This window comes from Enterobacter cloacae complex sp. P43RS, from assembly GCF_014930585.1.
GTDB classification, from domain to species: domain Bacteria; phylum Pseudomonadota; class Gammaproteobacteria; order Enterobacterales; family Enterobacteriaceae; genus Enterobacter; species Enterobacter bugandensis.
Map to the genome: position 1 here is coordinate 772,155 of NZ_JADBRJ010000001.1, position 22,809 is coordinate 794,963.

General features: G+C 57.8%; 23 protein-coding genes and 1 pseudogene. 10 read left to right on the top strand and 14 right to left on the bottom strand.

The annotated features are described in order from the left end of the window. Positions 1-3: 3 nt before the first annotated feature. The 4 genes from IM294_RS03675 to nasR all read right to left on the bottom strand — a co-directional run bounded on the left by IM294_RS03675 (position 4) and on the right by nasR (position 4,342). Positions 4-792: an ABC transporter ATP-binding protein gene (locus IM294_RS03675; protein WP_045630583.1), complete on the bottom strand. Its 789-nt coding sequence runs from the start codon at positions 790-792 to the stop codon at positions 4-6. A 9-nt stretch (positions 793-801) separates the two neighbouring features. Continuing rightward, positions 802-1,680, bottom strand: a complete 879-nt coding sequence (ntrB, locus tag IM294_RS03680) for a nitrate ABC transporter permease (RefSeq protein WP_028013452.1) — start codon at positions 1,678-1,680, stop codon at positions 802-804. 2 nt (positions 1,681-1,682) lie between these two features. Next, complete coding sequence (locus IM294_RS03685; protein WP_126818564.1) at positions 1,683-2,930, bottom strand: CmpA/NrtA family ABC transporter substrate-binding protein; 1,248 nt, start codon at positions 2,928-2,930, stop codon at positions 1,683-1,685. A gap of 227 nt (positions 2,931-3,157) precedes the next feature. After that, positions 3,158-4,342 carry a nitrate regulatory protein NasR gene (nasR, locus tag IM294_RS03690; protein ID WP_126818565.1) on the bottom strand — a complete coding sequence of 395 codons (1,185 nt, stop codon included), beginning with the start codon at positions 4,340-4,342 and terminating at the stop codon, positions 3,158-3,160. 73 nt (positions 4,343-4,415) lie between these two features. Between nasR and IM294_RS03695 the strand changes: the two genes are divergently transcribed. The 3 genes from IM294_RS03695 to IM294_RS03705 all read left to right on the top strand — a co-directional run bounded on the left by IM294_RS03695 (position 4,416) and on the right by IM294_RS03705 (position 7,094). Beyond that, a complete protein-coding gene (locus IM294_RS03695) occupies positions 4,416-4,769 on the top strand; it encodes a DsrE/DsrF/TusD sulfur relay family protein (RefSeq protein ID WP_028013455.1) in 354 nt (117 codons plus the stop codon). 106 nt (positions 4,770-4,875) lie between these two features. Continuing rightward, complete coding sequence (locus IM294_RS03700) at positions 4,876-6,660, top strand: methyl-accepting chemotaxis protein (protein ID WP_126818566.1); 1,785 nt, start codon at positions 4,876-4,878, stop codon at positions 6,658-6,660. Between the two features lie 194 nt (positions 6,661-6,854). Continuing rightward, positions 6,855-7,094, top strand: coding sequence for a DUF1883 domain-containing protein (locus tag IM294_RS03705; RefSeq protein ID WP_013096243.1), 240 nt, complete (start codon positions 6,855-6,857; stop codon positions 7,092-7,094). Positions 7,095-7,123: 29 nt separating this feature from the next. Here the strand turns inward: IM294_RS03705 and IM294_RS03710 are convergent, their stop codons facing one another. Next, entirely contained in the window at positions 7,124-7,819 is a 696-nt protein-coding gene (locus IM294_RS03710) for a gamma-glutamylcyclotransferase (RefSeq protein WP_028013457.1), read from the bottom strand. Positions 7,820-7,996: 177 nt separating this feature from the next. Next, positions 7,997-8,227, bottom strand: a complete 231-nt coding sequence (chaB, locus tag IM294_RS03715; RefSeq protein WP_014884191.1) for a putative cation transport regulator ChaB — start codon at positions 8,225-8,227, stop codon at positions 7,997-7,999. A 269-nt stretch (positions 8,228-8,496) separates the two neighbouring features. On the opposite strand from chaB, the gene chaA reads away from it, so the two are divergent. Further along, positions 8,497-9,597 (top strand): sodium-potassium/proton antiporter ChaA, encoded by a 1,101-nt coding sequence (gene chaA, locus IM294_RS03720; RefSeq protein ID WP_008499517.1) that lies wholly within the window; start codon positions 8,497-8,499, stop codon positions 9,595-9,597. Positions 9,598-9,671: 74 nt separating this feature from the next. On the opposite strand, the gene kdsA is transcribed toward chaA, so the two are convergent. The 6 genes and pseudogenes from kdsA to hemA all read right to left on the bottom strand — a co-directional run bounded on the left by kdsA (position 9,672) and on the right by hemA (position 14,716). Beyond that, complete coding sequence (gene kdsA / locus IM294_RS03725; protein WP_028013459.1) at positions 9,672-10,526, bottom strand: 3-deoxy-8-phosphooctulonate synthase; 855 nt, start codon at positions 10,524-10,526, stop codon at positions 9,672-9,674. 36 nt (positions 10,527-10,562) lie between these two features. Next, complete coding sequence (gene sirB1, locus IM294_RS03730) at positions 10,563-11,372, bottom strand: invasion regulator SirB1 (RefSeq protein WP_028013460.1); 810 nt, start codon at positions 11,370-11,372, stop codon at positions 10,563-10,565. Positions 11,373-11,413: 41 nt separating this feature from the next. Then, positions 11,414-11,497, bottom strand: a pseudogene (locus tag IM294_RS22050) (siroheme synthase); the annotation flags it as partial. 8 nt (positions 11,498-11,505) lie between these two features. Next, positions 11,506-12,336: a peptide chain release factor N(5)-glutamine methyltransferase gene (gene prmC / locus IM294_RS03735; RefSeq protein WP_063942338.1), complete on the bottom strand. Its 831-nt coding sequence runs from the start codon at positions 12,334-12,336 to the stop codon at positions 11,506-11,508. Beyond that, on the bottom strand, positions 12,336-13,418 hold the full coding sequence (prfA, locus tag IM294_RS03740) for a peptide chain release factor 1 (protein ID WP_021240360.1): 1,083 nt from the start codon (positions 13,416-13,418) through the stop codon (positions 12,336-12,338). Before prfA ends, prmC begins: the two co-directional genes overlap by 1 nt. A gap of 41 nt (positions 13,419-13,459) precedes the next feature. Then, positions 13,460-14,716, bottom strand: coding sequence for a glutamyl-tRNA reductase (gene hemA / locus IM294_RS03745; RefSeq protein WP_021240361.1), 1,257 nt, complete (start codon positions 14,714-14,716; stop codon positions 13,460-13,462). Positions 14,717-14,917: 201 nt separating this feature from the next. Between hemA and lolB the strand changes: the two genes are divergently transcribed. From lolB to dauA, 4 genes are all read left to right on the top strand, one after another. Further along, positions 14,918-15,529 (top strand): lipoprotein insertase outer membrane protein LolB, encoded by a 612-nt coding sequence (lolB, locus tag IM294_RS03750; protein ID WP_028013462.1) that lies wholly within the window; start codon positions 14,918-14,920, stop codon positions 15,527-15,529. Next, positions 15,526-16,395, top strand: coding sequence for a 4-(cytidine 5'-diphospho)-2-C-methyl-D-erythritol kinase (gene ispE / locus IM294_RS03755; RefSeq protein WP_028013463.1), 870 nt, complete (start codon positions 15,526-15,528; stop codon positions 16,393-16,395). Before lolB ends, ispE begins: the two co-directional genes overlap by 4 nt. Positions 16,396-16,520: 125 nt before the next feature. After that, positions 16,521-17,468 (top strand): ribose-phosphate diphosphokinase, encoded by a 948-nt coding sequence (gene prs / locus IM294_RS03760; RefSeq protein WP_003856663.1) that lies wholly within the window; start codon positions 16,521-16,523, stop codon positions 17,466-17,468. A gap of 124 nt (positions 17,469-17,592) precedes the next feature. Continuing rightward, positions 17,593-19,272: a C4-dicarboxylic acid transporter DauA gene (gene dauA / locus IM294_RS03765; RefSeq protein ID WP_126818567.1), complete on the top strand. Its 1,680-nt coding sequence runs from the start codon at positions 17,593-17,595 to the stop codon at positions 19,270-19,272. Here the strand turns inward: dauA and IM294_RS03770 are convergent. Then, a complete protein-coding gene (locus IM294_RS03770; protein ID WP_126818568.1) occupies positions 19,258-20,316 on the bottom strand; it encodes a MerR family transcriptional regulator in 1,059 nt (352 codons plus the stop codon). The two genes, dauA and IM294_RS03770, sit on opposite strands and share 15 nt — an antisense overlap. Before the next feature lie 121 nt (positions 20,317-20,437). Next, positions 20,438-20,713 (bottom strand): stress-induced protein YchH, encoded by a 276-nt coding sequence (gene ychH, locus IM294_RS03775; protein WP_028013466.1) that lies wholly within the window; start codon positions 20,711-20,713, stop codon positions 20,438-20,440. 274 nt (positions 20,714-20,987) lie between these two features. Here ychH and pth point away from each other — a divergent pair, with 274 nt between their 5' ends. Further along, the gene (gene pth / locus IM294_RS03780; RefSeq protein WP_008499504.1) at positions 20,988-21,572 is read left to right on the top strand and encodes an aminoacyl-tRNA hydrolase; all 585 of its coding nucleotides are present in this window, start codon (positions 20,988-20,990) and stop codon (positions 21,570-21,572) included. A gap of 126 nt (positions 21,573-21,698) precedes the next feature. Next, positions 21,699-22,793 carry a redox-regulated ATPase YchF gene (ychF, locus tag IM294_RS03785; protein ID WP_003856650.1) on the top strand — a complete coding sequence of 365 codons (1,095 nt, stop codon included), beginning with the start codon at positions 21,699-21,701 and terminating at the stop codon, positions 22,791-22,793. Positions 22,794-22,809 lie beyond the last annotated feature (16 nt).

A 22,809-nucleotide genomic window follows, 5' to 3' on the forward strand; every position in this document is an offset into this window, starting at 1 on the left:
TCGTTACGCCGCTTTCGGCTGTTTTTCGTAGAGGAAATGGAGGATCTGCTGGCGCATGTGGTGATAGCGGCTGTCGTCCGCCAGCTGCACCCGGTTGCGCGGGCGCGGCAGGTCAACGCGGAGGATCTCCCCGACGGTGGCCGCCGGGCCGTTGGTCATCATCAGCACGCGATCGGAGAGCAGCACCGCCTCGTCCACGTCGTGGGTAATGAGCACGATGGTGGTGTTCAGCGCCTGCTGGATCTGCATCACCGAGTCCTGCAGATGGGCGCGCGTCAGCGCATCCAGCGCGCCGAACGGCTCATCCATCAGCAGCACTTTCGGCTTCATCGCCAGCGCGCGGGCAATCCCGACGCGCTGCTTCATGCCGCCGGAGATCTCCCCCGGACGCTTGTGCAGCGCGTGGCCCATCTGCACGCGGTCGAGGTTGTGCTCGATCCACTCTTTGCGCTCGGCCTTGCTCATGGTGTGACGGAACACCTGATCCACCGCCAGCGCCACGTTGTCGAAGCAGGTCAGCCACGGCAGCAGCGAATGGTTCTGGAATACCACCGCGCGCTCGGGCCCCGGCCCGGCGATTTCGCGGTTGTCGCAAATCAGCCCGCCTTCCGTCGGCAGCGCGATCCCGGCGATGAGGTTAAGCAGCGTCGACTTGCCGCAGCCGGAGTGGCCGATAAGACTCACGGTTTCGCCCTCGTGGATATCAAAAGAGACATTCTGCAGCGCCAGAAACTCGCCGCTGGCGGTGGAAAAACGCTGGCTCACGGCCTGGACCTGAATTAATGGTTTCATGTTCGCTCCTTATTTTTCCTGCCAGCTAAAGCGACGGGCGATCAGCATCAGCCCCTGCTCCAGCAGCAACCCGACCACGCCGATGATGACGATGGCGATCAGAATGTTTTCGACGTTGAGGTTGTTCCACTCGTTCCAGATCCAGAAGCCGATACCCAGCCCCCCGGTGAGCATCTCAGCGGCGACAATCACCAGCCAGGCGATGCCGATGGAGAGGCGCACCCCGGTTAGCACAGCAGGTAGCACAGCCGGGAAGAGTATGCGGCGCATGATCGTCCACTCGGAAAGCTGCAATACGCGGGCGACGTTGAGGTAGTCCTGCGGAATGCGGCGCACGCCTTCGGCGGTGTTGATCACCATCGGCCAGATAGAGCAGATGAAAATGGTCCAGCTCGACGCGGGCTCCGCTTTCTGGAACAGCAGCAGGCCGATGGGCAGCCAGGCCAGCGGGCTGACCGGCCGCAGAAGCGCAATCAGCGGGTTGAACATGCGCGAGAAAAAGGTGAAGCGGCCAATCAAAAAGCCCAGCGGAATACCCGCCAGCGCTGCCAGGCCAAAGCCGATGGCGACGCGCTGCAGTGAAGCAAGCACGTTCCAGCCAATGCCCATATCGTTAGGCCCGTCGCGATAAAACGGGTCGGCAAACAGGGTAATGGCGGAATCAAGCGTGCTGAGCGGCGTCGGGAAGCCTTTGCTGTTTATCGCCGCCAGTTGCCAGAGCACCACCAGCAGCCCGAGGCCGAGCAGCGCCGGGATAACGCGCTGGAAAAAGTCGTTCATCCGGCGCGCTAACGCGGGCGGGCGGCGGCGAACCTGTACCGGAGGCAGGACAATCACTTCCCCGCTCTCTGGCGTCTCTTGTGGTTTCGTGTTTTGCAGATGCGGCATAATCAGGCCCCTTTACGGTGAATGGCGAAACGGCTGGCGTACCCTTCCGGATCGGTGCCGTTCCAGACGGTGCCGTCCATCAGCGTGCTGCTGCGGTACGGTGATGACGGCGTGGACATGCCGCCGACGGCGGTGGCGGCATCCTGCCAGACCGCGGTCTGGTTGATGCGCTGCGCAATGCCCGCGTAGTCCGGCGCGGCTTTGAGCAAGCCCCACCGGCGGAACTGGGTTAAGAACCACATGCCGTCGGAGAGATACGGGTAGCTCACAGCCCCCTCGTTGAAGAAGCGGATCGGGTGCGCGTCCTGCCAGCGCTGGCCCAGGCCGTTGTCGTACTCGCCGAGCATGCGCCCGGTGAGATACTGTTCTTTGCAGTTGAGCCACGCCCGGCGGGAGAGGATCTGCGCGGTTTCGCGTTTGTTTTCCGGGGACGCCTCGATCCAGCGCGCGGCCTCCAGCACCGCGCTCACCAGCGCCCGGGCGGCGTGCGGTTTTTTCTCCACCCAGTCGCGACGCGTGCCGAGGATCTTTTCCGGATGATCGGCCCAGATGGACTGCGACGTGGCGGCGGTAAAGCCGATACGGTCGTTAATCGCCCGCGCGTTCCACGGCTCGCCGACGCAGAAGCCCACCATGTTGCCGATGCGCATGTTCATCACCATCTGCGGGGGCGGCACCACCACCGTGCGCACGTCGTCAAAGGGGTTAATGCCCGCGCTGGCCAGCCAGTAGTAAAGCCACATGGCATGCGTCCCGGTCGGGAAGGTGTGCGCGAAGGTGTAGGTTCCCGGCGCCTGCTGCCCGATCAGCGTTTTCAGCCCGTCGAGATCGCGAACGCCCTTCTCCGCCAGATCGCTTGAAAGCGTGATGGCCTGGCCGTTCTGATTGAGCGTCATCAGGTTCGCCATCTGCTGCGGCTTGCCGGCGATGCCCAGCTCCAGCCCGTACAGCAGACCGTAAAGAATGTGTGCGGCGTCCAGTTCTCCCGCCACCAGCTTGTCGCGCACCGCCGCCCAGCTCGCCTCTTTGGTGGGAACGATGGTGATACCGTATTTTTTATCAAAGCCTTTTAACGCTGCGATAACCACCGGCGCGCAGTCGGTCAGCGGGATAAACCCGACGCGCACCGTCTCCTGTTCCGGTTTATCTGAGCCAGCCGCCCAGGCAGCCTGCATAATACCCGGTAACAGCGCTGCGCCACTCGCCAGCATGCTGGCCTGCAAAAATCGCCGTCTCGACAAATCCGCCATAACCGCTCCCGAAAAAAAGCCAAAAAAAAGCGCCCGCCGTGCCGAAGCACCGCTGGACGCCTTTATCCCGAAGACAAATGCACCGCCGTTGGCGCACCGTCAAAAATGGTTAATTAAATAATGCAAAGCCAGTGCCAGGTTTAAAGACCCTCTTTCAGGGCCGAAAACCGGGTTTTGCCCGCGTTCACGCACCTCAATCAGGCATAAAATGCCCGCTGATTGTGCAGCTACTCCTTTGGTGTTACCTGCCAGACGCTCTTCACCGTAAGCAGCGCGCGGGCGATATCGACCATGCGCTGGTTCTTGTCCATCGCCATTTTGCGCAGCGTTGTCCAGGCCTGTTCTTCACTCATGTTCTGGTGGGTCATCAGCACGCTTTTGGCTTTATCAATGGTTTTGCGCTCCTCAAGCGTATCGCGCAGCGACGCGAGCTGGCGGGAAAGCTGCTCTATCTCTCGTGCCTGCTGGCGAACCAGGGTCAGCAGCGGTTTATCCGGGTAGTGCGCCAGCGGATCGTCCTGTTCATCCCCGGGAAGCGGGTACGCCTCGTCGCGCTGAATACGCTCATCCACCGCGACCATCAGATCGGCGATGATCGTCTCCTCCAGCGCGCGCAGATGCTCCAGCCGCGCCGTTTGCAGCGCAAACCAGGCGAGTGCGGTATGGCCATTGTCTGCGGCAGGCTGGCGGGTACAGGCCACGCGCCGGAGCTGCTCCGTCTCACGATCGGGCTGACAATTAAGCGAGAACGAAGTCTGCACGTCGGCCTGGCTGTGGGAGAGAAAGATCTCAAAGCAGGCCTGCTGCCCGTCAATGCGGTCAACCAGCCGCTGGCGGGTCACATCATCGAAAAAGCCCTGCGTGAAGCCAATTGCCCCCAGGGCCCGCTCTTGTCCCGCCAGCTCTTTCCCCTGCATCAGGCTATATAGCGCGACGAAACGGCCCGCGATTTGCGGGTCGTCAATGCTGTCATTAAGCTGCGGTACGATACTGAGCAGGTGGCGCAGCATGCGGGTGTAGTGCTCCATTGCCTGCGGAGCCGTCAGCGTTTGCCGATTTACACCGTCGCGCAGTGCGGGAAGCGTCTCCAGCGTGAGCAGCGCATTGCCGATACGTTCGCAAACGGCGCTTCCCGGAAAGGCGGACTGTTTTCCAAGAATGTCGTTCAGTTCAGCAAGGTTTTCGTCCACCAGTGCCCGGCTGGCTTTGCATTCAGGCGCATAGAGCTTACCCTGTGAGCAGAGCCAGACGTTAGATGCGCCGCGCTCGCACTGGAGCATATGCACCAGCTGGCTAATTCCGCGCACCAGCACGTTCAGCTGCGCCAGCCTGCTGAGCTGCTCCCGGCGCATCCGCCTTGCGCGCTGGAGCCATTCGGTTGCACCTGGCGAAATGCCGGCCATTAATGTCATGCTTACTCTCCCGGACAGCGAAACTCCGGGGAAATTAAGCAATATTCGTGCCTTTATAAAAACAGGAGTCAACATGCAGAAGATTGTGATCGTCGCCAACGGTGCGGCCTACGGCAGCGAATCCCTTTTCAACAGCCTGCGCCTGGCGATCGCGCTACGCGAAAAAGAGAGCGACCTGGTACTGCGGATATTTTTAATGTCCGATGCCGTGACCGCCGGGCTGAAGGGTCAAAAACCGGCGGAAGGCTACAACATTCAGCAGATGCTGGAGATCCTGACCGCGCAGGACGTGCCGGTAAAACTCTGTAAGACCTGCACCGACGGGCGCGGCATTACCGGGCTGCCGCTGATCGAGGGCGTAGAAATCGGTACGCTGGTTGAACTGGCCGAATGGACGCTGACCGCAGATAAAGTATTAACTTTTTAATAATAACCCCGTAAAAATATTATTTTCTTATGGACGCGGTTTCAGCATCAAGTTTACCTGCGTGGTTGCCGATAGGCATGGAAACAACACAGCAGGTATTTCACTTATGTTCAGATCCATTCGCGCACGCATTATCGCCGCGACGACAGGCTGCCTCGTCGTCGCCCTTCTTCTCAATACCGTAATTAACTTCCAGGTCACGCGCCAGGATAACCAGCAGTCCCAGCGCGATATTCTGACCAGCACCAGCGCCAGCCACAACATGGCGATTGCCGACTGGGTCAAAAGCAAAATGACGGTGATTACCTCCGCGCAGAGCATCGCGCTGGCTGACGATCCGGTTCCGGTGTTTAAGCAGCTTGCCCAGGCGGGCGGTTTCACCAACGTTTACGTGGGCTACGCCAGCAAGACGGCGAAATTCTCCGACCCGACAGGCGTCCCGGCGGATTATGACCCCACCGTTCGTCCCTGGTATCAACAGGTGGTGAGCGCGGACGGCCCGGTGGTAACGGCACCCTACGTTGATGCCGGGACCGGGAAGCTGGTGGTCACGTTTGCCGTGCCGGTGAAAGAGAATGGCGCTCTGAAAGCGGTGGTGGCGGGCGATGTCGCCATGGATAGCGTGGTGGCGAACGTGCGCGGGATCCACCCCACGCCGGCCAGCAGCGGGTTGCTTCTGAACAGCGACGGCACGGTGATTGCCGCCAACGAGCCGGCCCTGACGCTGAAGCCGTTTGCCGAGACGATCAAAGGCATCGACCTTGCGGCGCTGAAGAGCGGTAATCCGGTCGACGGAACGCTGAATGACGAGGAAAAAACCTTTATCGCCTCAGCCGTGCCGGGCACGAACTGGCTCCTGGTCGTCGCCCTCGACAGCAGCGATGCCACCTCCGGCATGCGTTCCCTGCTGAAAGCGTCGGCGATTTCGCTGGTGATCCTCGCACTCCTGAGCGGCGCCATTGTTCACGTCCTGATTGCCCGCCTGCTGAAGCGCCTGTCCGACATTCGTGACGCGATGCACAACATTGCCAACGGCACTAACGATCTGTCCCAGCGCCTGCCGGACAGCGGCGATGACGAAGTGGCGCAAATTGCGCAGGCGTTTAACGCCTTCAGCGATAAGCTCTCGGTGGTGATGGTTCAGCTCCGCGACGCCAGCGCCTCGGTGAAAAACGCCGCGCAGGAGATTGCGGCAGGTAACCAGGATCTTTCAGGCCGTACCGAGCAGGCGGCATCCAGCCTTCGCGAAACCGCCAGCGCCGTGGAAGAGATCACCGCCTCTGTCACCCAGTCGAATGAATCGGCAGCAGAAGCCAACGACCAGGCCAGCAAGGCCTCTGCGGCCGCAGCGCGCGGCGGTGAAGTGGTTTCGCAAGCCATCAGCACCATGCAGTCCATCGAAGTGGCGTCCGCTAAGATTGGCGATATCACCAGCGTGATCGACGGCATCGCCTTCCAGACCAACATTCTGGCGCTGAACGCCTCCGTCGAGGCGGCGCGTGCCGGTGAGCAGGGCCGCGGGTTCGCCGTGGTTGCCGGTGAAGTGCGGAACCTCGCCAGCCGCAGCGCCCAGGCGGCGAAAGAGATCAAATCGCTTATCGACTCCACCACCGACAGCGTAGCCACCGGCTCGCGCTACGTGCATCTGGCCGGGGAAAGCATGGATGAGATCCGCTCCAGCATCGGCAGCGTCTCCGGCATCATGCGCGAGATCTCGATTGCCACCAGCGAGCAGATGAAAGGCATTCACGAGATCAACCATGCGGTGACCCATCTCGACAGAATGGTGCAGCAGAATGCCGAGCTGGTGGTGCAGTCCGCCGCGGCCGCCAGCGCATTGCAAAGCCAGGCGGGCGACCTTGCTGAAACCGCCGGCCATTTCCGCATTTAATTTTCTTCAGGCGCGCGTTAAACAGGGTAAACGCGCGTCCGCTGAAAGGTTTCAGGAATTTTGTCATTTTTGTTTAATCGTTATGCCATTTTTTGATCAAAATCAGCATCCCTCGCTCCCCGCTTTGGTGTTATGCAATGAGTATTTTGTGAACAACATCACGCTCGGGATGGGCAAAATCGACGGGGTAGAAAATGGCACTGGTGAAAACAAGTTTGAAACTATTTGGCGGGGATACGGTGGTGGTGCGTTGCTCAGAGCGCTGTCGTATTCATCTGATGAGTGCGAAAGCACAGAAGCAATCCCAGGCGGATATTCTGACCGTGCAGGATGACAAGGCCTGGCTTACCGTGCCGTATACCGGCACGTGGGATGTGCTGATCGACAGCCACAGCCAGTCGCTGGAGCATTCGGTCAGCTACGTGGCAGCGTAATTTAAACGCCCGGCTCGCCGGGCGTATTCTCAGGCAAAACCCGGTCGCAGCGTGCTGTTGAGCGGGTTCCCTTCCAGCAGCGCCTTCACTTTCACCACCAGCTCATTCAGACAATCGTCCTGCATGCCGAGGCGGGTCAGCTCCTGATCGAGGGAGAAGAGATATTGCGCGTTGGTGCCCAGCGGCCCGCTGGCGGCGGCAATTAACGGGGCAATCACCTGCGTGCGGGTGTCCGCTTCATACAGCGGGTGGCGCGGATCCATAATAAATACCAGCGCGTTAACGGTGCGCCCGTCGTCGAGCTCCAGCTTGCACCAGCTCGGCATATAGCAGCCGGTGATCATCTCGCGCTTCCAGAGCAGCGTCAGCTCCTCTTCGAGCGTGGCATCCGGAAGGCGATACGCGACGCCCGTGGTGCGTCCGCCCTCTTTTAGTGCAAGCATGCGCCCTGGCTGACAGGCGCTGCCGCGTCCGGCCGTCAGGCGCAGGCAAAATGCGCGATGCCAGCCGGGCAGCGTGCCGGTTGCCGATTCAACAAATTCGAGAGCCGGGTTCCACATCAGTGAACCGTAGCCAAAAATCCATACCGGGCCATCATCCGGGCGGCAGGCAAGCGTAGCAGCGAGCGACGCCGCACGTTGTTCAGCTGACCAGAGAAGCGATTCCTCAATAGCACCAAATGCCGTCTTACAATCTGCCTTCATTAAGAAATCACGCGTTAACACTTTCCACCTCCGCCACTGCATGCTTCCTTGCGACATCTGTAATTCGCCTTCCCGGCATTCTGTGCTGGTCATTTTGCCAGCAGTCAAATTACGATAAGCAATTAGCGGACCAGTTGCAATACAACGGCAGTTCAACCGCCTGAAAAGTCAAAATGAAGGCAGCGAATAATTTCACGGCTATTTCTTTTTATGCCATTTATCATCGTCTCCTTTCTCATAGTCATGTTTTACTGCGGCCCACGCGACCTTGTGCGCCGTCTCTTCCCGGCTGGCATCATCCCGCCGATCGTCTTTATCTTTGTACTGATCCCATGCGCTGTTAAACGCTTCTTTGTAGATATCCTGCGCGTGTTCGGGCAGGACGTTTTTCACGTTATCGGGTAATTCGCGTTTCGTTTTATATGGCATCACTAACCTCTCTTTTGCCTAAAGAGTTAAGTGTGGACGACGATACGCCGGTGTGCCAGCCGGTCATAAACAATGAGCGGATGAATTTCATAATTCATTGTTATTAAATATATATTTAAAAGAAATATCTTATTATAGGCATTAAACAAGAAAACCATAACAAAGGGTAAAATTAAGTAAAAAATAAAGGTTATTTAACAGATTTCTGTTAATTTATTGCCCTTAAAATCTATCTATAATTACAAGCACCTGCATTGATGGAGAAGCACATGACAGCAACACACGAGGCGGTAAAGACCCGCCACAAGGAGACGTCTCTCATTTTCCCGGTTCTGGCACTGGCTGTGCTGCTCTTCTGGGGAAGCAGTCAGTCACTGCCAGTGGTGGTTGGTATCAATATTCTTGCCCTGGTCGGTATCTTAACCAGCGCATTTAGCGTCGTTCGCCATGCGGACGTATTAGCCCACCGCCTGGGCGAGCCTTATGGCTCTTTAATTCTCAGCCTTTCCGTCGTTATTCTCGAAGTCAGCCTGATTTCCGCGCTGATGGCAACCGGCGATGCCGCCCCGACCCTGATGCGCGATACGCTTTACTCCATCATTATGATTGTGACGGGCGGCCTGGTAGGCTTCTCTCTGCTGCTGGGCGGGCGCAAATTTGCGACTCAGTACATGAATCTTTTCGGCATTAAACAGTATCTGATTGCCCTCTTCCCGCTGGCCATCATTGTGCTTGTCTTCCCGATGGCGCTGCCGGGTGCAAACTTCTCCACCGGCCAGGCGCTGCTGGTCGCGCTGATTTCCGCCGCCATGTACGGCGTGTTCCTGCTCATTCAGACCAAAACGCACCAGAGCCTGTTTGTGTATGAGCATGAAGACGACAGCGACGACGATGACCCGCACCACGGCAAGCCGTCGGCCCACAGCAGCGCGTGGCACACGGTTTGGCTGATCGTGCATCTGATTGCGGTGATTGCCGTCACCAAGATGAACGCCAACCCGCTGGAGACGCTGTTAACCGAGCTGAACGCGCCGGTGGCCTTTACCGGTTTCCTGGTGGCGCTGCTGATCCTGTCCCCTGAGGGTTTAGGTGCGCTGAAGGCGGTGCTGAACAATCAGGTGCAGCGTGCGATGAATCTGTTCTTCGGCTCCGTGCTGGCGACCATTTCACTCACCGTGCCGGTGGTGACGCTGATTGCCTTTATGACCGGTAACGAGCTGCAGTTTGCGCTGGGCGCACCGGAGATGATTGTGATGGTGGCCTCGCTGCTGCTGTGCCAGATTTCATTCTCCACTGGCCGCACCAATGTCCTGAACGGCGCGGCGCATATGGCGCTGTTTGTAGCATATTTGATGACAATTTTTGCGTAGTCTTTTTGCCCAGCGGCGCTGCGCTTACCCGGCAATATGTCCCATAAAAAAACCCGCCGAAGCGGGTTTTTTTATTAGTTGCTGGTATCCAGCTCGTCGAAGCTTTTCACCAGATCGTCAATCGCTTTGATCTGCTTCAGGAACGGCTCCAGCTTATCCAGCGGCAGCGCGGATGGGCCATCGCATTTCGCGTTAGCCGGATCCGGGTGCGCTTCAATGAACAGACCTGCCAGGCCGGTCGCCATACCGGCGCGCGCCAGCTCGGTCACCTGAGCACGACGGCCGCCAGAGGCTGCACCAAACGGGTCGCGGCACTGCAGCGCGTGGGTCACGTCGAAGATCACCGGCGACTGGTTTGAGACGTTCTTCATGACGCTGAAGCCCAGCATGTCTACAACCAGGTTGTCGTAACCAAAGTTAGCGCCACGGTCGCACAGAATAATCTTGTCGTTACCGCCTTCGATAAACTTATCAACGATGTTACCCATCTGGCCAGGGCTCACGAACTGCGGTTTTTTCACGTTGATCACGGCACCGGTTTTCGCCATCGCGGCAACCAGGTCGGTCTGACGCGCCAGGAACGCCGGAAGCTGGATTACGTCTACCACGTCTGCCACAGGCTGCGCCTGCCAGGACTCATGCACGTCGGTGATCACTTTCACGCCAAACGTCTGCTTGAGCTCCTGGAAAATTTTCATCCCCTCTTCCAGGCCCGGGCCACGGTAAGAGTTGATGGAGGAGCGGTTGGCTTTGTCAAAAGAGGCTTTAAACACGTACGGAATGCCCAGCTTCTGGGTCACGGTCACGTAGTGCTCGCAGATACGCATGGCGAGATCGCGGGACTCCAGCACGTTCATACCGCCAAACAGCACGAACGGCAGGTCGTTTGCTACCTTGATATCACCAATGCTAACCACTTTTTGTTTCATAGGATCGCCTTATTCAGGTGTGAATCGGAATTAAGATTAATGCAGTGTAATTTGTTTGTGCGAGATCGCGTTGATCTGCGCGCGAATCATTTCGCTAATCGGATCTTCCGGACACTGCTCGACGAAATAGCTCAGATCGTTCAGCGCCACGTGCTCGCAGTCGAGCTGGGCATAGATAAGCCCGCGGTCGCGAATTTCGTACGGATCTTCCGGATTAAACTGCAGCAGCACTTCACTGGCACGCAAGGCCAGCTCCATCTGACGCTCTTCCATCAGCGCTGACTTCAGCGTATCCAGCAGCTTGCGAATGACTTCGGCGTTGTCGGCTTCGTCGAGATCTTCGTTAAAGAGCTCGGCCACCGGGCTGATGTTGCCCTTCAGCCAGACGTCCAGCGTATGCTCATCCAGCGTATCGCCGTTAAACGGATTAATGAGCCACATCTCACCGTCCAGCCACTCCGCACGCAGGATCATCTGCGTCGGAAAAATAACCGGCACCAGCGGAATATCCAGGCGGTGCGCAACCCACAGCAAAATAGAGCCCAGCGCAACGGCGCTGCCCTGACGATTTTTTAAGACCTGGTCCAGCCATAATGCGTCAGACAGGCGATACACGCCACGCGTGTCGCAGAAACCCCATTCGCCGTAGAAAAGCTCCAGAAGCTTCTCTAATTGCCAGTCCTGCGGGCGCGCCTGATTGATCTCTTCACGCGCCAGGCTGACCAGATTCTCCAGCTCATCGTAGACGTACTGCGACGTAAAATCGTCGCGTATCATCTCCGAAATCAGGATCATGCCATCGCAAAGCGGCACTTTATTAAATTCGAAATCGGCTAAGGACCTCATGACTTACCCCAGTAACGACTGAGCGAACAATGACGCTCAGGCGCGATAAAACTCAAAACGATGTAGATGATAACGCCAAACTGCCTTTCAGTCAGCCTTACGCCTTTATCAGTAAATGGCAGATACCCGGATCTCAAGACCACTGCCCCAGCGTCAGGCGTTCGTTGCCGCCGTAGTCGCGGCAGGTTTCGACAGCGGCGTAGCCTGCCTGGGTAAACAGTGCCCGCACGGATTCTCCCTGCGTCCAGCCATGCTCCACGAGCAGCCAGCCGCCGGGAAGCAAATGCTCTCGTGACGTTGTCACAATGTGATCAAGATCGGCTAATCCCGCGTTGGCGGCCACGAGCGCCGTCAGCGGTTCGAAGCGAACATCTCCCTGCGCAAGGTGCGGATCATGTTCGTCAATGTAAGGAGGATTGCTGACAATCATCGCAAATGAGCGGTTCTCCAGCGCGGCAAACCAGCTGCTTTGCAGCACCGTTACGTTGCTGAGCCCGAGACGTTCCACGTTACGCAGCGCCAGCGCCACCGCGTCGGGCATCACATCCACTGCCGTCACATCGCAGTCAGGCCGCTCGCTGGCCAGCGCCAGCGCGATAGCACCTGTTCCCGTCCCGAGATCGAGAATGCGGCAGGCCGCTGCGGGTAAACGTGCCAGCGCCTGCTCAACCAGACACTCGGTATCCGGACGCGGGATCAGCGTCGCCGCCGAGACGTAAAGCGGTAGCGACCAGAACTCGCGCTCACCGACAAGGTGCGCCACCGGCTCGCCGTTTTTACGGCGGGCAAGCAGCGCGGCGAGCCGTGCTTCCTGCTCTGCGGTCAACTCAGTTTCGCCGAACGCCAGCAGGTACGTACGGGCTTTACCCGTCACATGCTCAAGCAAAATTTCGGCGTCGCGCTTCGGGCTTTCGCTTTTGCAAAGCTCACCGGCCGCCTCGCGTAACCAGCGCTGAAAATCCATTATTCCTGCTCGGACAGCGCCGCCAGCTGGTCGGCCTGGTATTCCTGCACGATAGGCTCAATCAGCATATCCAGCTTCCCTTCCATCACCTCGTCCAGACGGTACAGGGTCAGGTTGATGCGGTGGTCGGTCACGCGCCCCTGAGGGAAGTTGTAGGTGCGGTTACGGTCGCTGCGATCGCCGCTGCCCAGCAGGTTACGACGCGTAGAGGCTTCCGCCTGCTGACGCTTCGCCATTTCCGCCGCGTGGATGCGCGCGCCCAGCACGGACAACGCTTTGGCTTTGTTTTTGTGCTGCGAACGTTCGTCCTGACACTCCACCACGATGCCGGTCGGCAGGTGGGTAATGCGGATGGCGGAGTCGGTGGTGTTAACGTGCTGACCGCCCGCCCCGGAGGAGCGGAAGGTGTCGATGCGCAGGTCCGCCGGGTTGATGTCCGGCAGTTCCGCTTCCGGCAGCTCCGGCATCACCGCCACCGTACAGGCGGAGGTATGTATGCGGCCCTGAGATTCGGTGGCCGGAACGCGCTGCACGCGGTGACCGCCGGATTCAAACTTCAGACGTCCGTACACGCCGTCGCCGCTGATCTTGGCGATAACCTCTTTGTAGCCGCCATGTTCGCCTTCGTTGGCGCTCATGATCTCCACGCGCCAGCGGCGCGATTCGGCGTAGCGGCTGTACATGCGGAACAGATCCCCGGCAAACAGCGCCGCTTCGTCACCGCCAGTACCGGCGCGCACTTCGACAAACGCGTTACGTTCATCGTCCGGATCTTTCGGCAGGAGCAGCACCTGAAGCTGCTGCTCCATCTCTTCGGAACGCGCTTTTGCATCCTGCAGCTCTTCCTGCGCCATCTCGCGCATCTCAGGATCGTCGAGCATCATCTGCGCGGTTTCAATATCTTCCTGAACCTGTCGCCAGTCGGTAAAGCATTTTGATACATCACTCAACTGCGCATATTCACGCGAAAGCGCGCGAAAACGTTCCTGGTCTGCGATAGTCCCGGCATCGCCGAGCAGCGCCTGTACTTCTTCATGGCGCTCGTGCAGAGCTTCCAGTTTAGCGACGATAGAAGGCTTCATAGGCGTAAGTGCACCTTGTCTTAGAAAATGGGTATAGGGCGCTATTCCAGCCCGAGGCTGTTGCGCAGAATAGTCAGGCGTTCATCATCCCCGTCACGGGCAGCCTGTTGAAGAGATTTGGTTGGCGCATGGATCAGGCGGTTGGTCAGCTTCCACGCCAGATCCTGCATAATCGCCTGCGCGTCGCCGCCCTGTTCCAGGGCCGCTAACGCTTTGGCAGTCAGGTCATCACGCACCTGCTCCGCCTGCCCGCGGTACTCGCGGATGGTCTCGCTGACGCTTTGCGCGCGCAGCCAGGCCATAAATTCGCTGGTTTCCTGCTCAACAATGGTTTCCGCCTGCACCGCCGCCGCTTTACGCTGGGCGAGGTTGTGCGAAATAATGCTTTGCAGGTCATCCACGCTGTAAAGATAGGCGTTAGCCAGCTTGCCAACCTCTGGCTCAACATCGCGCGGAACGGCGATATCCACCAGCAGCATTGGCTGATTACGGCGAGATTTCAGCGCACGCTCCACCATCCCTTTACCGATGATCGGCAGCGGGCTGGCGGTAGAGCTGATAATAATGTCCGCCTCTTTCAGACGTTCATCAATATCGCTCAACGCAACCACCTCGGCACCCACTTCGTCCGCCAGCACCTGCGCGCGTTCGCGGGTGCGGTTCGCGATAATCATCTTTTTCACTTTATGCTCGCGCAGATGGCGCGCCACAAGCTCGATGGTTTCGCCCGCGCCTACCAGCATCACGGTGACGGTCGACAGGGATTCAAAGATTTGCCGTGCAAGGGTACAGGCCGCGAAAGCAACAGAAACCGCACTGGCACCAATGTCGGTTTCGGTTCGCACACGCTTCGCCACGGAGAAGGACTTCTGGAACATACGCTCCAGCTCGCTGGCCTTGAGATGCCCTTTCTGGGAATCTGCGAAGGCTTTTTTTACCTGGCCGAGGATCTGCGGCTCGCCCAGCACGAGCGAATCCAGACCGCTGGCGACGCGCATCAGATGGCTGACCGCATCGTTATCCTGATGCCAGTACAGGCTGTTGCGCAGCTCGTCTTCGTTGAGATTGTGGTAGTCACATAGCCAGCGGATCAGCGCGTCGTGCAGGTTATCCTGCTCTTCTACGCTCAAATACAGCTCGGTACGGTTGCACGTCGAAAGCACCACGCCACCCTGCACCATCGGCTGTGCAAGCAGGCTGTCCAGCGCCAGGTCAAGCGTATCCGGCGAAAACGTAACGCGTTCTCGCAGCGAAACCGGGGCCGTTTTGTGGTTGATGCCGAGTGCTAATAGGGTCATGTTGAGCGGGAGTAGTACCAGCGTTAATAAGGTTAGCAGGACGCATCATACAGGATGCGCGAGATCAATAAAAGAGACCGCATCCTTTCGGAGTAATAGGTTACTCAACGCTTTGAGATAATTTGAACGTAGACGGTTGCACTGCGGGGCGCTAGCATTAACAGTTATAACTGCAACGTATCTCAAGGATTTGTCCTCATTATGACCCGACTGATTCGCCTGCTGCCGCTGGCAGCACTGGTTCTGACCGCCTGTACTGTCACCCAACCAAAAGGCCCGGGCAAAAGCCCTGATTCACCGCAGTGGCGTCAGCACCAGCAGGACGTCCTTAATTTGAAGCAGTACCAGACGCGCGGCGCCTTCGCGTATCTCTCTGACGAACAAAAGGTTTATGCCCGCTTCTTCTGGCAGCAAACGGGGCAGGACAACTATCGCCTGCTGCTGCTGAACCCGCTTGGCAGCACCGAGCTGGAGCTTATCGCCAAACCGGGCGAAGCCCAGATCACCGATAACAAAGGCCAGCACTACACGGCGACCGATGCCGAAGAGATGATTGGCAAGCTGACCGGGATGCCAATTCCGCTGAACAGCCTGCGCCAGTGGATCCTCGGCCTGCCGGGCGAAGCGACCGACTATACGCTTGACGATCAATACCGTCTGAGCCAGGTCAACTACACCCAGAACGGCAAAACCTGGAAAGTGGTGTACAGCGCCTATGACAGCAAGAGTAAACCGTCGCTGCCATCAAACATGGAGCTGACCCAGGGCAGCCAGCGCATCAAGCTGAAAATGGACAACTGGATCGTTAAATGATGACCCACTGGCCTTCTCCGGCAAAACTGAACCTGTTTTTATACATCACCGGCCAGCGTGCTGACGGCTATCACACTCTGCAGACGCTGTTTCAGTTTATTGACTATGGCGACACGATTGCCATCGAGCCGCGTCAGGATGGGCAGATTTGCCTGCTGACGCCGGTCGACGGCGTGGCACATGAGGACAACCTGATCGTCCGCGCCGCGCGCCTGCTGATGAAAGCCGCCGCGGAGTCGGGCCGTCTGCCGGCGGGAAGCGGTGCGGATATCCGCATTGAGAAGCGTCTGCCGATGGGTGGCGGTCTCGGCGGGGGCTCATCCAACGCCGCCACTGTGCTGGTTGCGCTGAACCACCTCTGGGGCTGCGGGCTGTCGACGGATGAACTGGCTGGTTTGGGCTTAACGCTGGGCGCAGATGTCCCTGTGTTTGTTCGCGGCCACGCGGCCTTTGCTGAGGGCGTGGGCGAGATCCTCTCCCCGGTCAACCCGCCGGAGAAATGGTATCTGGTTGCCCACCCCGGCGTGAGCATTCCGACCCCGGTCATCTTTAAAGATCCTGACCTGAAAAGAAATACCCCGGTACGGTCAATAGAAACGTTATTAAATTGTGAATTCAGCAACGATTGCGAGGATATCGCAAGAAAACGTTTTCGCGAGGTTGATGCGGTGCTTTCCTGGCTGTTAGAATACGCGCCGTCGCGCCTGACCGGTACAGGGGCCTGTGTCTTTGCTGAATTTGACACCGAATCCGCTGCCCGTCAGGTGCTTGAGCAAGCGCCGGATTGGCTGCATGGTTTTGTAGCGCGCGGGATGAACACCTCCCCCCTACAGCAGGCCATTCTGGCGCAGACTGAGTTTCGGTGACAACGTCACCCTGTTCCAGACGTTGCATCGCGCTCTTTAATACACCGCCTGGATAGCCTTCGCTTAGGCCCCGCAGTTTGCGGCGAACGCTATCCACCACTGGACGCATGCCTGAGGTTCTTCTCGTGCCTGATATGAAGCTTTTTGCTGGTAACGCCACCCCGGAACTAGCACAACGTATTGCCAACCGCCTGTACACTTCCCTCGGCGACGCCGCCGTAGGTCGCTTTAGCGACGGCGAAGTCAGCGTACAAATCAACGAAAATGTACGCGGTGGTGATATTTTCATCATCCAGTCCACCTGTGCTCCAACAAACGACAACCTGATGGAACTGGTTGTTATGGTCGACGCTCTGCGTCGCGCTTCCGCAGGCCGTATCACTGCTGTTATCCCTTACTTTGGTTATGCCCGCCAGGACCGTCGCGTCCGTTCCGCGCGTGTGCCAATCACCGCAAAAGTTGTCGCTGACTTCCTGTCCAGCGTCGGCGTTGACCGCGTACTGACCGTTGACCTGCACGCAGAGCAGATCCAGGGCTTCTTCGATGTCCCGGTTGATAACGTATTCGGCAGCCCAATCCTGCTGGAAGACATGCTGCAGCTGAACCTGGACAACCCAATCGTGGTTTCTCCGGACATCGGCGGCGTGGTACGTGCCCGTGCTATCGCTAAGCTGCTGAACGATACCGACATGGCGATCATCGACAAGCGTCGTCCGCGCGCTAACGTTTCTCAGGTGATGCACATCATCGGTGACGTGGCTGGCCGCGACTGCGTGCTGGTTGACGACATGATCGATACCGGCGGTACGCTGTGTAAAGCCGCTGAAGCGCTGAAAGAGCGCGGTGCCAAGCGCGTGTTCGCTTACGCGACCCACCCGATCTTCTCCGGTAATGCCGTGAACAACCTGCGCAACTCCGTCATTGACGAAGTTGTGGTATGCGATACCATCCCACTGAGCGACGAGATCAAGGCACTGCCAAACGTGCGTACCCTGACCCTGTCCGGGATGCTGGCCGAAGCGATTCGTCGTATCAGCAACGAAGAATCCATCTCTGCAATGTTCGAACACTAATCGAACACGGCCAAAAAACCCGCTGCGGCGGGTTTTTTTGTCTCTGGGTTTTATTTGTATGATTAATGCCTCCTTCACCTGCCATTCATATGACAGATGATGCGCACACGGATGATAGATAATTGTGAAAAACGTAGCCTCCTCACATGTTCTGCCCTTTCGCGCCCTCATCGACGCCTGCTGGAAAGAGAAGTACACCTCGTCACGCTTTATCCGTGACCTGATTGCCGGGATCACCGTCGGAATTATTGCCATCCCGCTGGCGATGGCGCTGGCGATTGGCAGCGGCGTTGCGCCACAGTACGGTCTGTATACCTCGGCCGTTGCCGGGATTGTTATTGCCCTGACGGGCGGCTCGCGCTTCAGCGTCTCCGGCCCGACCGCCGCCTTTGTGGTGATCCTCTACCCGGTTTCACAACAGTTTGGTCTGGCAGGCCTGCTGGTTGCCACCCTGATGTCCGGCGTCTTTTTGATTCTGTTCGGTCTGGCCCGTTTTGGTCGCCTGATTGAATACATTCCCCTTTCCGTGACGCTGGGGTTCACCTCGGGGATTGGGATCACCATCGGAACCATGCAGATTAAGGATTTCCTCGGTCTGCAAATGACCCATGTTCCGGAGCACTATTTACAGAAAGTGGGGGCGCTGTTTATGGCGCTGCCGACGGCCAACCTGGGCGACGCCGCCATCGGAATAGTCACCCTGGGGACGCTTATCGTCTGGCCTCGCCTCGGTATTCGCCTGCCGGGCCATCTGCCCGCCCTGCTGCTGGGCTGCGCGGTGATGGCTATCGTTAATATGTTCGGCGGTCATGTCGCGACTATCGGCTCGCAGTTCCACTATGTTCTGGCGGACGGTTCGCAGGGTAACGGCATTCCGCAGCTGCTGCCGCAGCTGGTGCTGCCGTGGGACATGCCTGGTTCGAGCTTCACCCTAAGCTGGGATTCCCTTCGCGCCCTGCTGCCCGCCGCGTTCTCTATGGCGATGCTGGGAGCGATTGAATCCCTGCTGTGCGCCGTGGTGCTCGACGGCATGACCGGCACCAAGCACAAAGCCAATAGCGAACTGGTCGGTCAGGGCTTAGGCAACCTCATCGCACCATTCTTTGGCGGGATTACCGCTACGGCAGCCATCGCCCGTTCTGCGGCAAACGTGCGCGCAGGTGCGACCTCCCCCGTTTCAGCGGTTATCCACTCCGTGCTGGTGATTCTGGCGCTGCTGATCCTTGCCCCGCTGCTCTCCTGGCTGCCGCTTTCCGCCATGGCCGCCCTGCTGCTGATGGTGGCCTGGAACATGAGCGAGGCGCATAAGGTGGTGAATCTGCTGCGCCGTGCGCCGAAAGACGACATCATCGTGATGCTGATCTGCATGTCGCTGACCGTGCTGTTCGATATGGTTATCGCCATCAGCGTCGGGATCGTGCTCGCGTCCCTGCTATTTATGCGCCGCATCGCGCAGATGACGCGCCTCTCGCCGGTTAACGTGGAGGTGCCTGAGGATGTGCTGGTGCTGCGCGTGATTGGCCCGCTATTCTTTGCCGCGGCGGAAGGGTTGTTCAGCGATCTGGAGTCCCGCATCGCGGGGAAACGGGTTGTGGTGCTGAAGTGGGATGCCGTCCCGGTGCTGGATGCTGGCGGTCTGGATGCCTTCCAGCGCTTTGTGAAACGTCTGCCAGAAGGCTGCGAGCTGCGGGTCAGCAACCTGGAATTCCAGCCCCTGCGCACGATGGCGCGTGCGGGCGTGCAGCCGATCCCTGGCTGCCTTGCCTTTTATCCTAACCGTGAAGCCGCGTTAGCGGATCTGTGAGTTATCTGATGCAGAGAAACGTCTCTGCATCATCACCCCGATCGCCTGCTGGAGCCATGCAAGCACGGCAGGCGTCATCCAGGTTCCTTTCATCAGATGCGGCTCCTGCTGCATAGCCGTACGAAACTTTTGCTGGGTCTCGGGGTTGGTGCCTGCGTAGGACTGGAACAATGCCAGCCAGTTTTCAGCCAGCTTTTGCGCCTCCTTCGAGTCAGGAGCGATATTGTCCCGCTGCGCCTGATGCAGTTTCGCCACCAGCGGCGGCCACTCCATCATGCGGTCAAAATAATGTGCCCGGGTAAAGGCCATCTCTTCGGCAGTGAGATACTTCTCCCATATCCTGAGCTTAGATTCCGCAAACGCCCGCGTGATGTAATCTGTCATGTCCGGGGTGATGCCGGTCTGCGCCTGCATCTGTGGCTCTACGCTGTGCATCTCGTTCAGCCGGGTGAGAAACTCCGGCTTGCCCGCCGTGTCCTGTTCAAGACGTTCCATCCAGCGGGTCGCCAGATCCATCGCCCGCGTGTCAGTAACGGGTATATCCTGTTCCAGCAGCGCGTTAGCCTCTGCCACGAGCCCTGACCAGATAGCCGCCAGCGCATCCTTTTGTACCGCAAACGGCAACTGCTGTAATTCTTCTTTGCTAAACCAGCGATCGTACATATTCATTAACTCCAGAGTCTGTAGCCAGGACTCCAGATCCGGCGTCGCATCGTCGGTAAGCCCGGTACGCAGCTCCACCAGCCGGTCGCGCAGCGTGTGTATGCTGCGCAGCTGTTTATCCAGCAGCGTGATTTGCGCATCGAGTAGCTCGGTCAACGACAGCGACTCCTTTTCCAGAAAATCCCTGATTTCGGCAAGTTCCAGCCCCGCTTTTGCCAGCGCCTGGATCATGTGCAGACGCTGGACATCCGCCAGGTTGTAAAGCCGGTAACCTGCCGCGCTTCTGGCAGAAGGCAGCAACAGCCCTGTTTGCTCGTAGTGATGCAATGTCCGCACGGTGATGCCGGCTCGTTTCGCCAGCTCACCCACCTGAATCAACATAACTGCTCCTTTTTACTTTGCCAGTGCCACCACTCTGGAGCCTTACGTTACGTGAGGGTCAATATGCTATGCAAAAAAAAACGACTCCGGATGGAGTCGTTTCGATGTTCTTAATCAGGCACTAGCTGTGCTTATGCTGGTCACGGCGACAGCGTTTGTCGTAGTGGCGCACCCACCAGTATTTATCGCAGACTTCCTCATGTCCGCTTACGCGCGCCCCGGCGAGCCACAATACTGCACCGAGGAAGATGCTCAATACCGCGCCATGCGCGAAGTATTGTGGGAGATCAAGCTGCGGCAGTTGGTTTAAAATGGAATAACCTACGCCGACTACCATCACGAACAGTCCCAACCCCATTAGCACGTTACCGAGCATCGAAGCGTTTTTGCGTTTCATATGTCACCTCCGGAACTTTGGGTTGTCAGGGGAAAAGCCCCTAATCCTTGTGTGTAAAGTATAGACAACGCCCCTTTTATGAGTTGCGTGAATGATCACAATTACGGATAACGCACAAACAAAAGTTTACAAATAAGGCGTTGAACAGCTTGAAATTCTAATTGTTCAGATGAGTAATTATTCGAATTTCGCCGGGATAACCGCAGAATTTTGTCAAGCGGCGCGCCAGACAGTAAACTACGCGCCAGATCTGGAACCCATTAGGAATTGAATCGTGACGATTAAACTGATTGTCGGCCTCGCCAACCCGGGCGCGGAGTATGCGGCCACCCGCCACAACGCCGGAGCCTGGTACGTCGATCTGCTGGCCGAACGGTTACGTGCTCCCCTGCGTGAAGAACCTAAATTCTTCGGCTACACCTCACGTATCAACCTTGCAGGCGCGGATGTTCGCCTGCTGGTGCCGACCACCTTTATGAACCTGAGCGGTAAAGCGGTGGCGGCGATGGCAACGTTTTATCGCATCAACCCGGATGAAATTCTGGTGGCTCACGATGAGCTGGATCTCCCGCCTGGCGTAGCAAAATTCAAGCTGGGCGGCGGACACGGCGGTCACAACGGTCTAAAAGACATCATCAGCAAGTTGGGCAATAACCCGAATTTCCACCGTTTGCGCGTGGGAATCGGCCATCCGGGCGATAAAAACAAAGTTGTCGGTTTCGTGCTCGGTAAGCCCCCGGTTTCCGAACAAAAACTGATTGACGAGGCGGTAGACGAAGCGGCGCGCTGCACTGAAATCTGGCTGCAAGACGGCTTAACCAAAGCGACAAATCGCTTACACGCTTTCAAAGCGCAATAATCCGCCCGATACGGCTTTTTTACCGCGCGTCATGCGGGTTACGTGTATAATAGGCGTAGTTATTTACTTTTCATCAATCGGTTATCGTTAACGGATTGATTATCAAGATATTAAGGTGATTTAGAAATGGGATTCAAATGCGGTATCGTCGGTCTGCCAAACGTGGGCAAATCCACCCTGTTTAACGCGCTTACCAAAGCGGGTATCGAAGCGGCGAACTTCCCGTTCTGTACCATCGAACCGAACACCGGCGTGGTGCCAATGCCGGACCCGCGTCTGGACCAGCTTGCGGAAATCGTGAAGCCGCAGCGCATTCTGCCAACCACCATGGAGTTCGTGGACATCGCGGGCCTGGTGAAGGGTGCCTCCAAAGGCGAAGGTCTGGGTAACCAGTTCCTGACCAACATCCGTGAAACCGAAGCGATCGGCCACGTTGTGCGCTGCTTCGAGAACGACAACATCATCCACGTAAACAACAAAGTGGATCCGGCTGACGATATCGACGTTATCAACACCGAGCTGGCGCTCTCTGACCTCGACACCTGCGAACGCGCCATTCACCGCGTGCAGAAGAAAGCGAAAGGCGGCGATAAGGATGCGAAAGCGGAACTGGCTGCGCTGGAAAAATGCCTGCCACAGCTGGAAAACGCGGGCATGCTGCGCGCGCTGAAAAACCTGACTGACGAAGACAAAGCGGCGATCAAATACCTGAGCTTCCTGACCCTGAAGCCAACCATGTACATCGCCAACGTTAACGAAGACGGTTTCGAGAACAACCCGTACCTGGACAAAGTGCGTGAAATTGCCGCGGCGGAAGGTTCTGTGGTTGTAGCGGTTTGCGCTGCCGTTGAATCCGATATCGCAGAGCTGGACGACGCCGACCGTGAAGAGTTCATGGCCGAGCTGGGTCTGGAAGAGCCGGGCCTGAACCGCGTGATCCGCGCGGGCTATGAGCTGCTGAACCTGCAGACCTACTTTACCGCTGGCGTGAAGGAAGTGCGTGCGTGGACCATCCCTGTGGGTGCGACTGCGCCTCAGGCAGCCGGTAAGATCCACACCGACTTCGAGAAGGGCTTCATTCGTGCGCAGACTATCGCGTTTGAAGACTTCATTACCTACAAGGGTGAGCAAGGCGCGAAAGAAGCTGGCAAGATGCGTGCGGAAGGGAAAGATTACATCGTTAAAGATGGCGACGTGATGAACTTCCTGTTTAACGTTTGATTTGTTTTGAATGAAA

Excerpts from the sequence above, each read along its gene's own strand:
- IM294_RS03700 (WP_126818566.1), top strand. The coding sequence starts at position 4,876 with ATGTTCAGATCCATTCGCGCACGCATTATCGCCGCGACGACAGGCTGC.
- chaA (WP_008499517.1), top strand. The coding sequence starts at position 8,497 with ATGACAGCAACACACGAGGCGGTAAAGACCCGCCACAAGGAGACGTCT.
- ychH (WP_028013466.1), bottom strand. The coding sequence starts at position 20,713 with ATGAAACGCAAAAACGCTTCGATGCTCGGTAACGTGCTAATGGGGTTG.
- lolB (WP_028013462.1), top strand. The coding sequence starts at position 14,918 with ATGACCCGACTGATTCGCCTGCTGCCGCTGGCAGCACTGGTTCTGACC.
- kdsA (WP_028013459.1), bottom strand. The coding sequence starts at position 10,526 with ATGAAACAAAAAGTGGTTAGCATTGGTGATATCAAGGTAGCAAACGAC.
- prmC (WP_063942338.1), bottom strand. The coding sequence starts at position 12,336 with ATGGATTTTCAGCGCTGGTTACGCGAGGCGGCCGGTGAGCTTTGCAAA.
- IM294_RS03695 (WP_028013455.1), top strand. The coding sequence starts at position 4,416 with ATGCAGAAGATTGTGATCGTCGCCAACGGTGCGGCCTACGGCAGCGAA.
- nasR (WP_126818565.1), bottom strand. The coding sequence starts at position 4,342 with ATGACATTAATGGCCGGCATTTCGCCAGGTGCAACCGAATGGCTCCAG.
- IM294_RS03770 (WP_126818568.1), bottom strand. The coding sequence starts at position 20,316 with ATGTTGATTCAGGTGGGTGAGCTGGCGAAACGAGCCGGCATCACCGTG.
- hemA (WP_021240361.1), bottom strand. The coding sequence starts at position 14,716 with ATGACCCTATTAGCACTCGGCATCAACCACAAAACGGCCCCGGTTTCG.
- IM294_RS03705 (WP_013096243.1), top strand. The coding sequence starts at position 6,855 with ATGGCACTGGTGAAAACAAGTTTGAAACTATTTGGCGGGGATACGGTG.
- ychF (WP_003856650.1), top strand. The coding sequence starts at position 21,699 with ATGGGATTCAAATGCGGTATCGTCGGTCTGCCAAACGTGGGCAAATCC.
- IM294_RS03685 (WP_126818564.1), bottom strand. The coding sequence starts at position 2,930 with ATGGCGGATTTGTCGAGACGGCGATTTTTGCAGGCCAGCATGCTGGCG.
- prfA (WP_021240360.1), bottom strand. The coding sequence starts at position 13,418 with ATGAAGCCTTCTATCGTCGCTAAACTGGAAGCTCTGCACGAGCGCCAT.
- ispE (WP_028013463.1), top strand. The coding sequence starts at position 15,526 with ATGATGACCCACTGGCCTTCTCCGGCAAAACTGAACCTGTTTTTATAC.
- sirB1 (WP_028013460.1), bottom strand. The coding sequence starts at position 11,372 with ATGAGGTCCTTAGCCGATTTCGAATTTAATAAAGTGCCGCTTTGCGAT.
- chaB (WP_014884191.1), bottom strand. The coding sequence starts at position 8,227 with ATGCCATATAAAACGAAACGCGAATTACCCGATAACGTGAAAAACGTC.
- ntrB (WP_028013452.1), bottom strand. The coding sequence starts at position 1,680 with ATGCCGCATCTGCAAAACACGAAACCACAAGAGACGCCAGAGAGCGGG.
- IM294_RS03675 (WP_045630583.1), bottom strand. The coding sequence starts at position 792 with ATGAAACCATTAATTCAGGTCCAGGCCGTGAGCCAGCGTTTTTCCACC.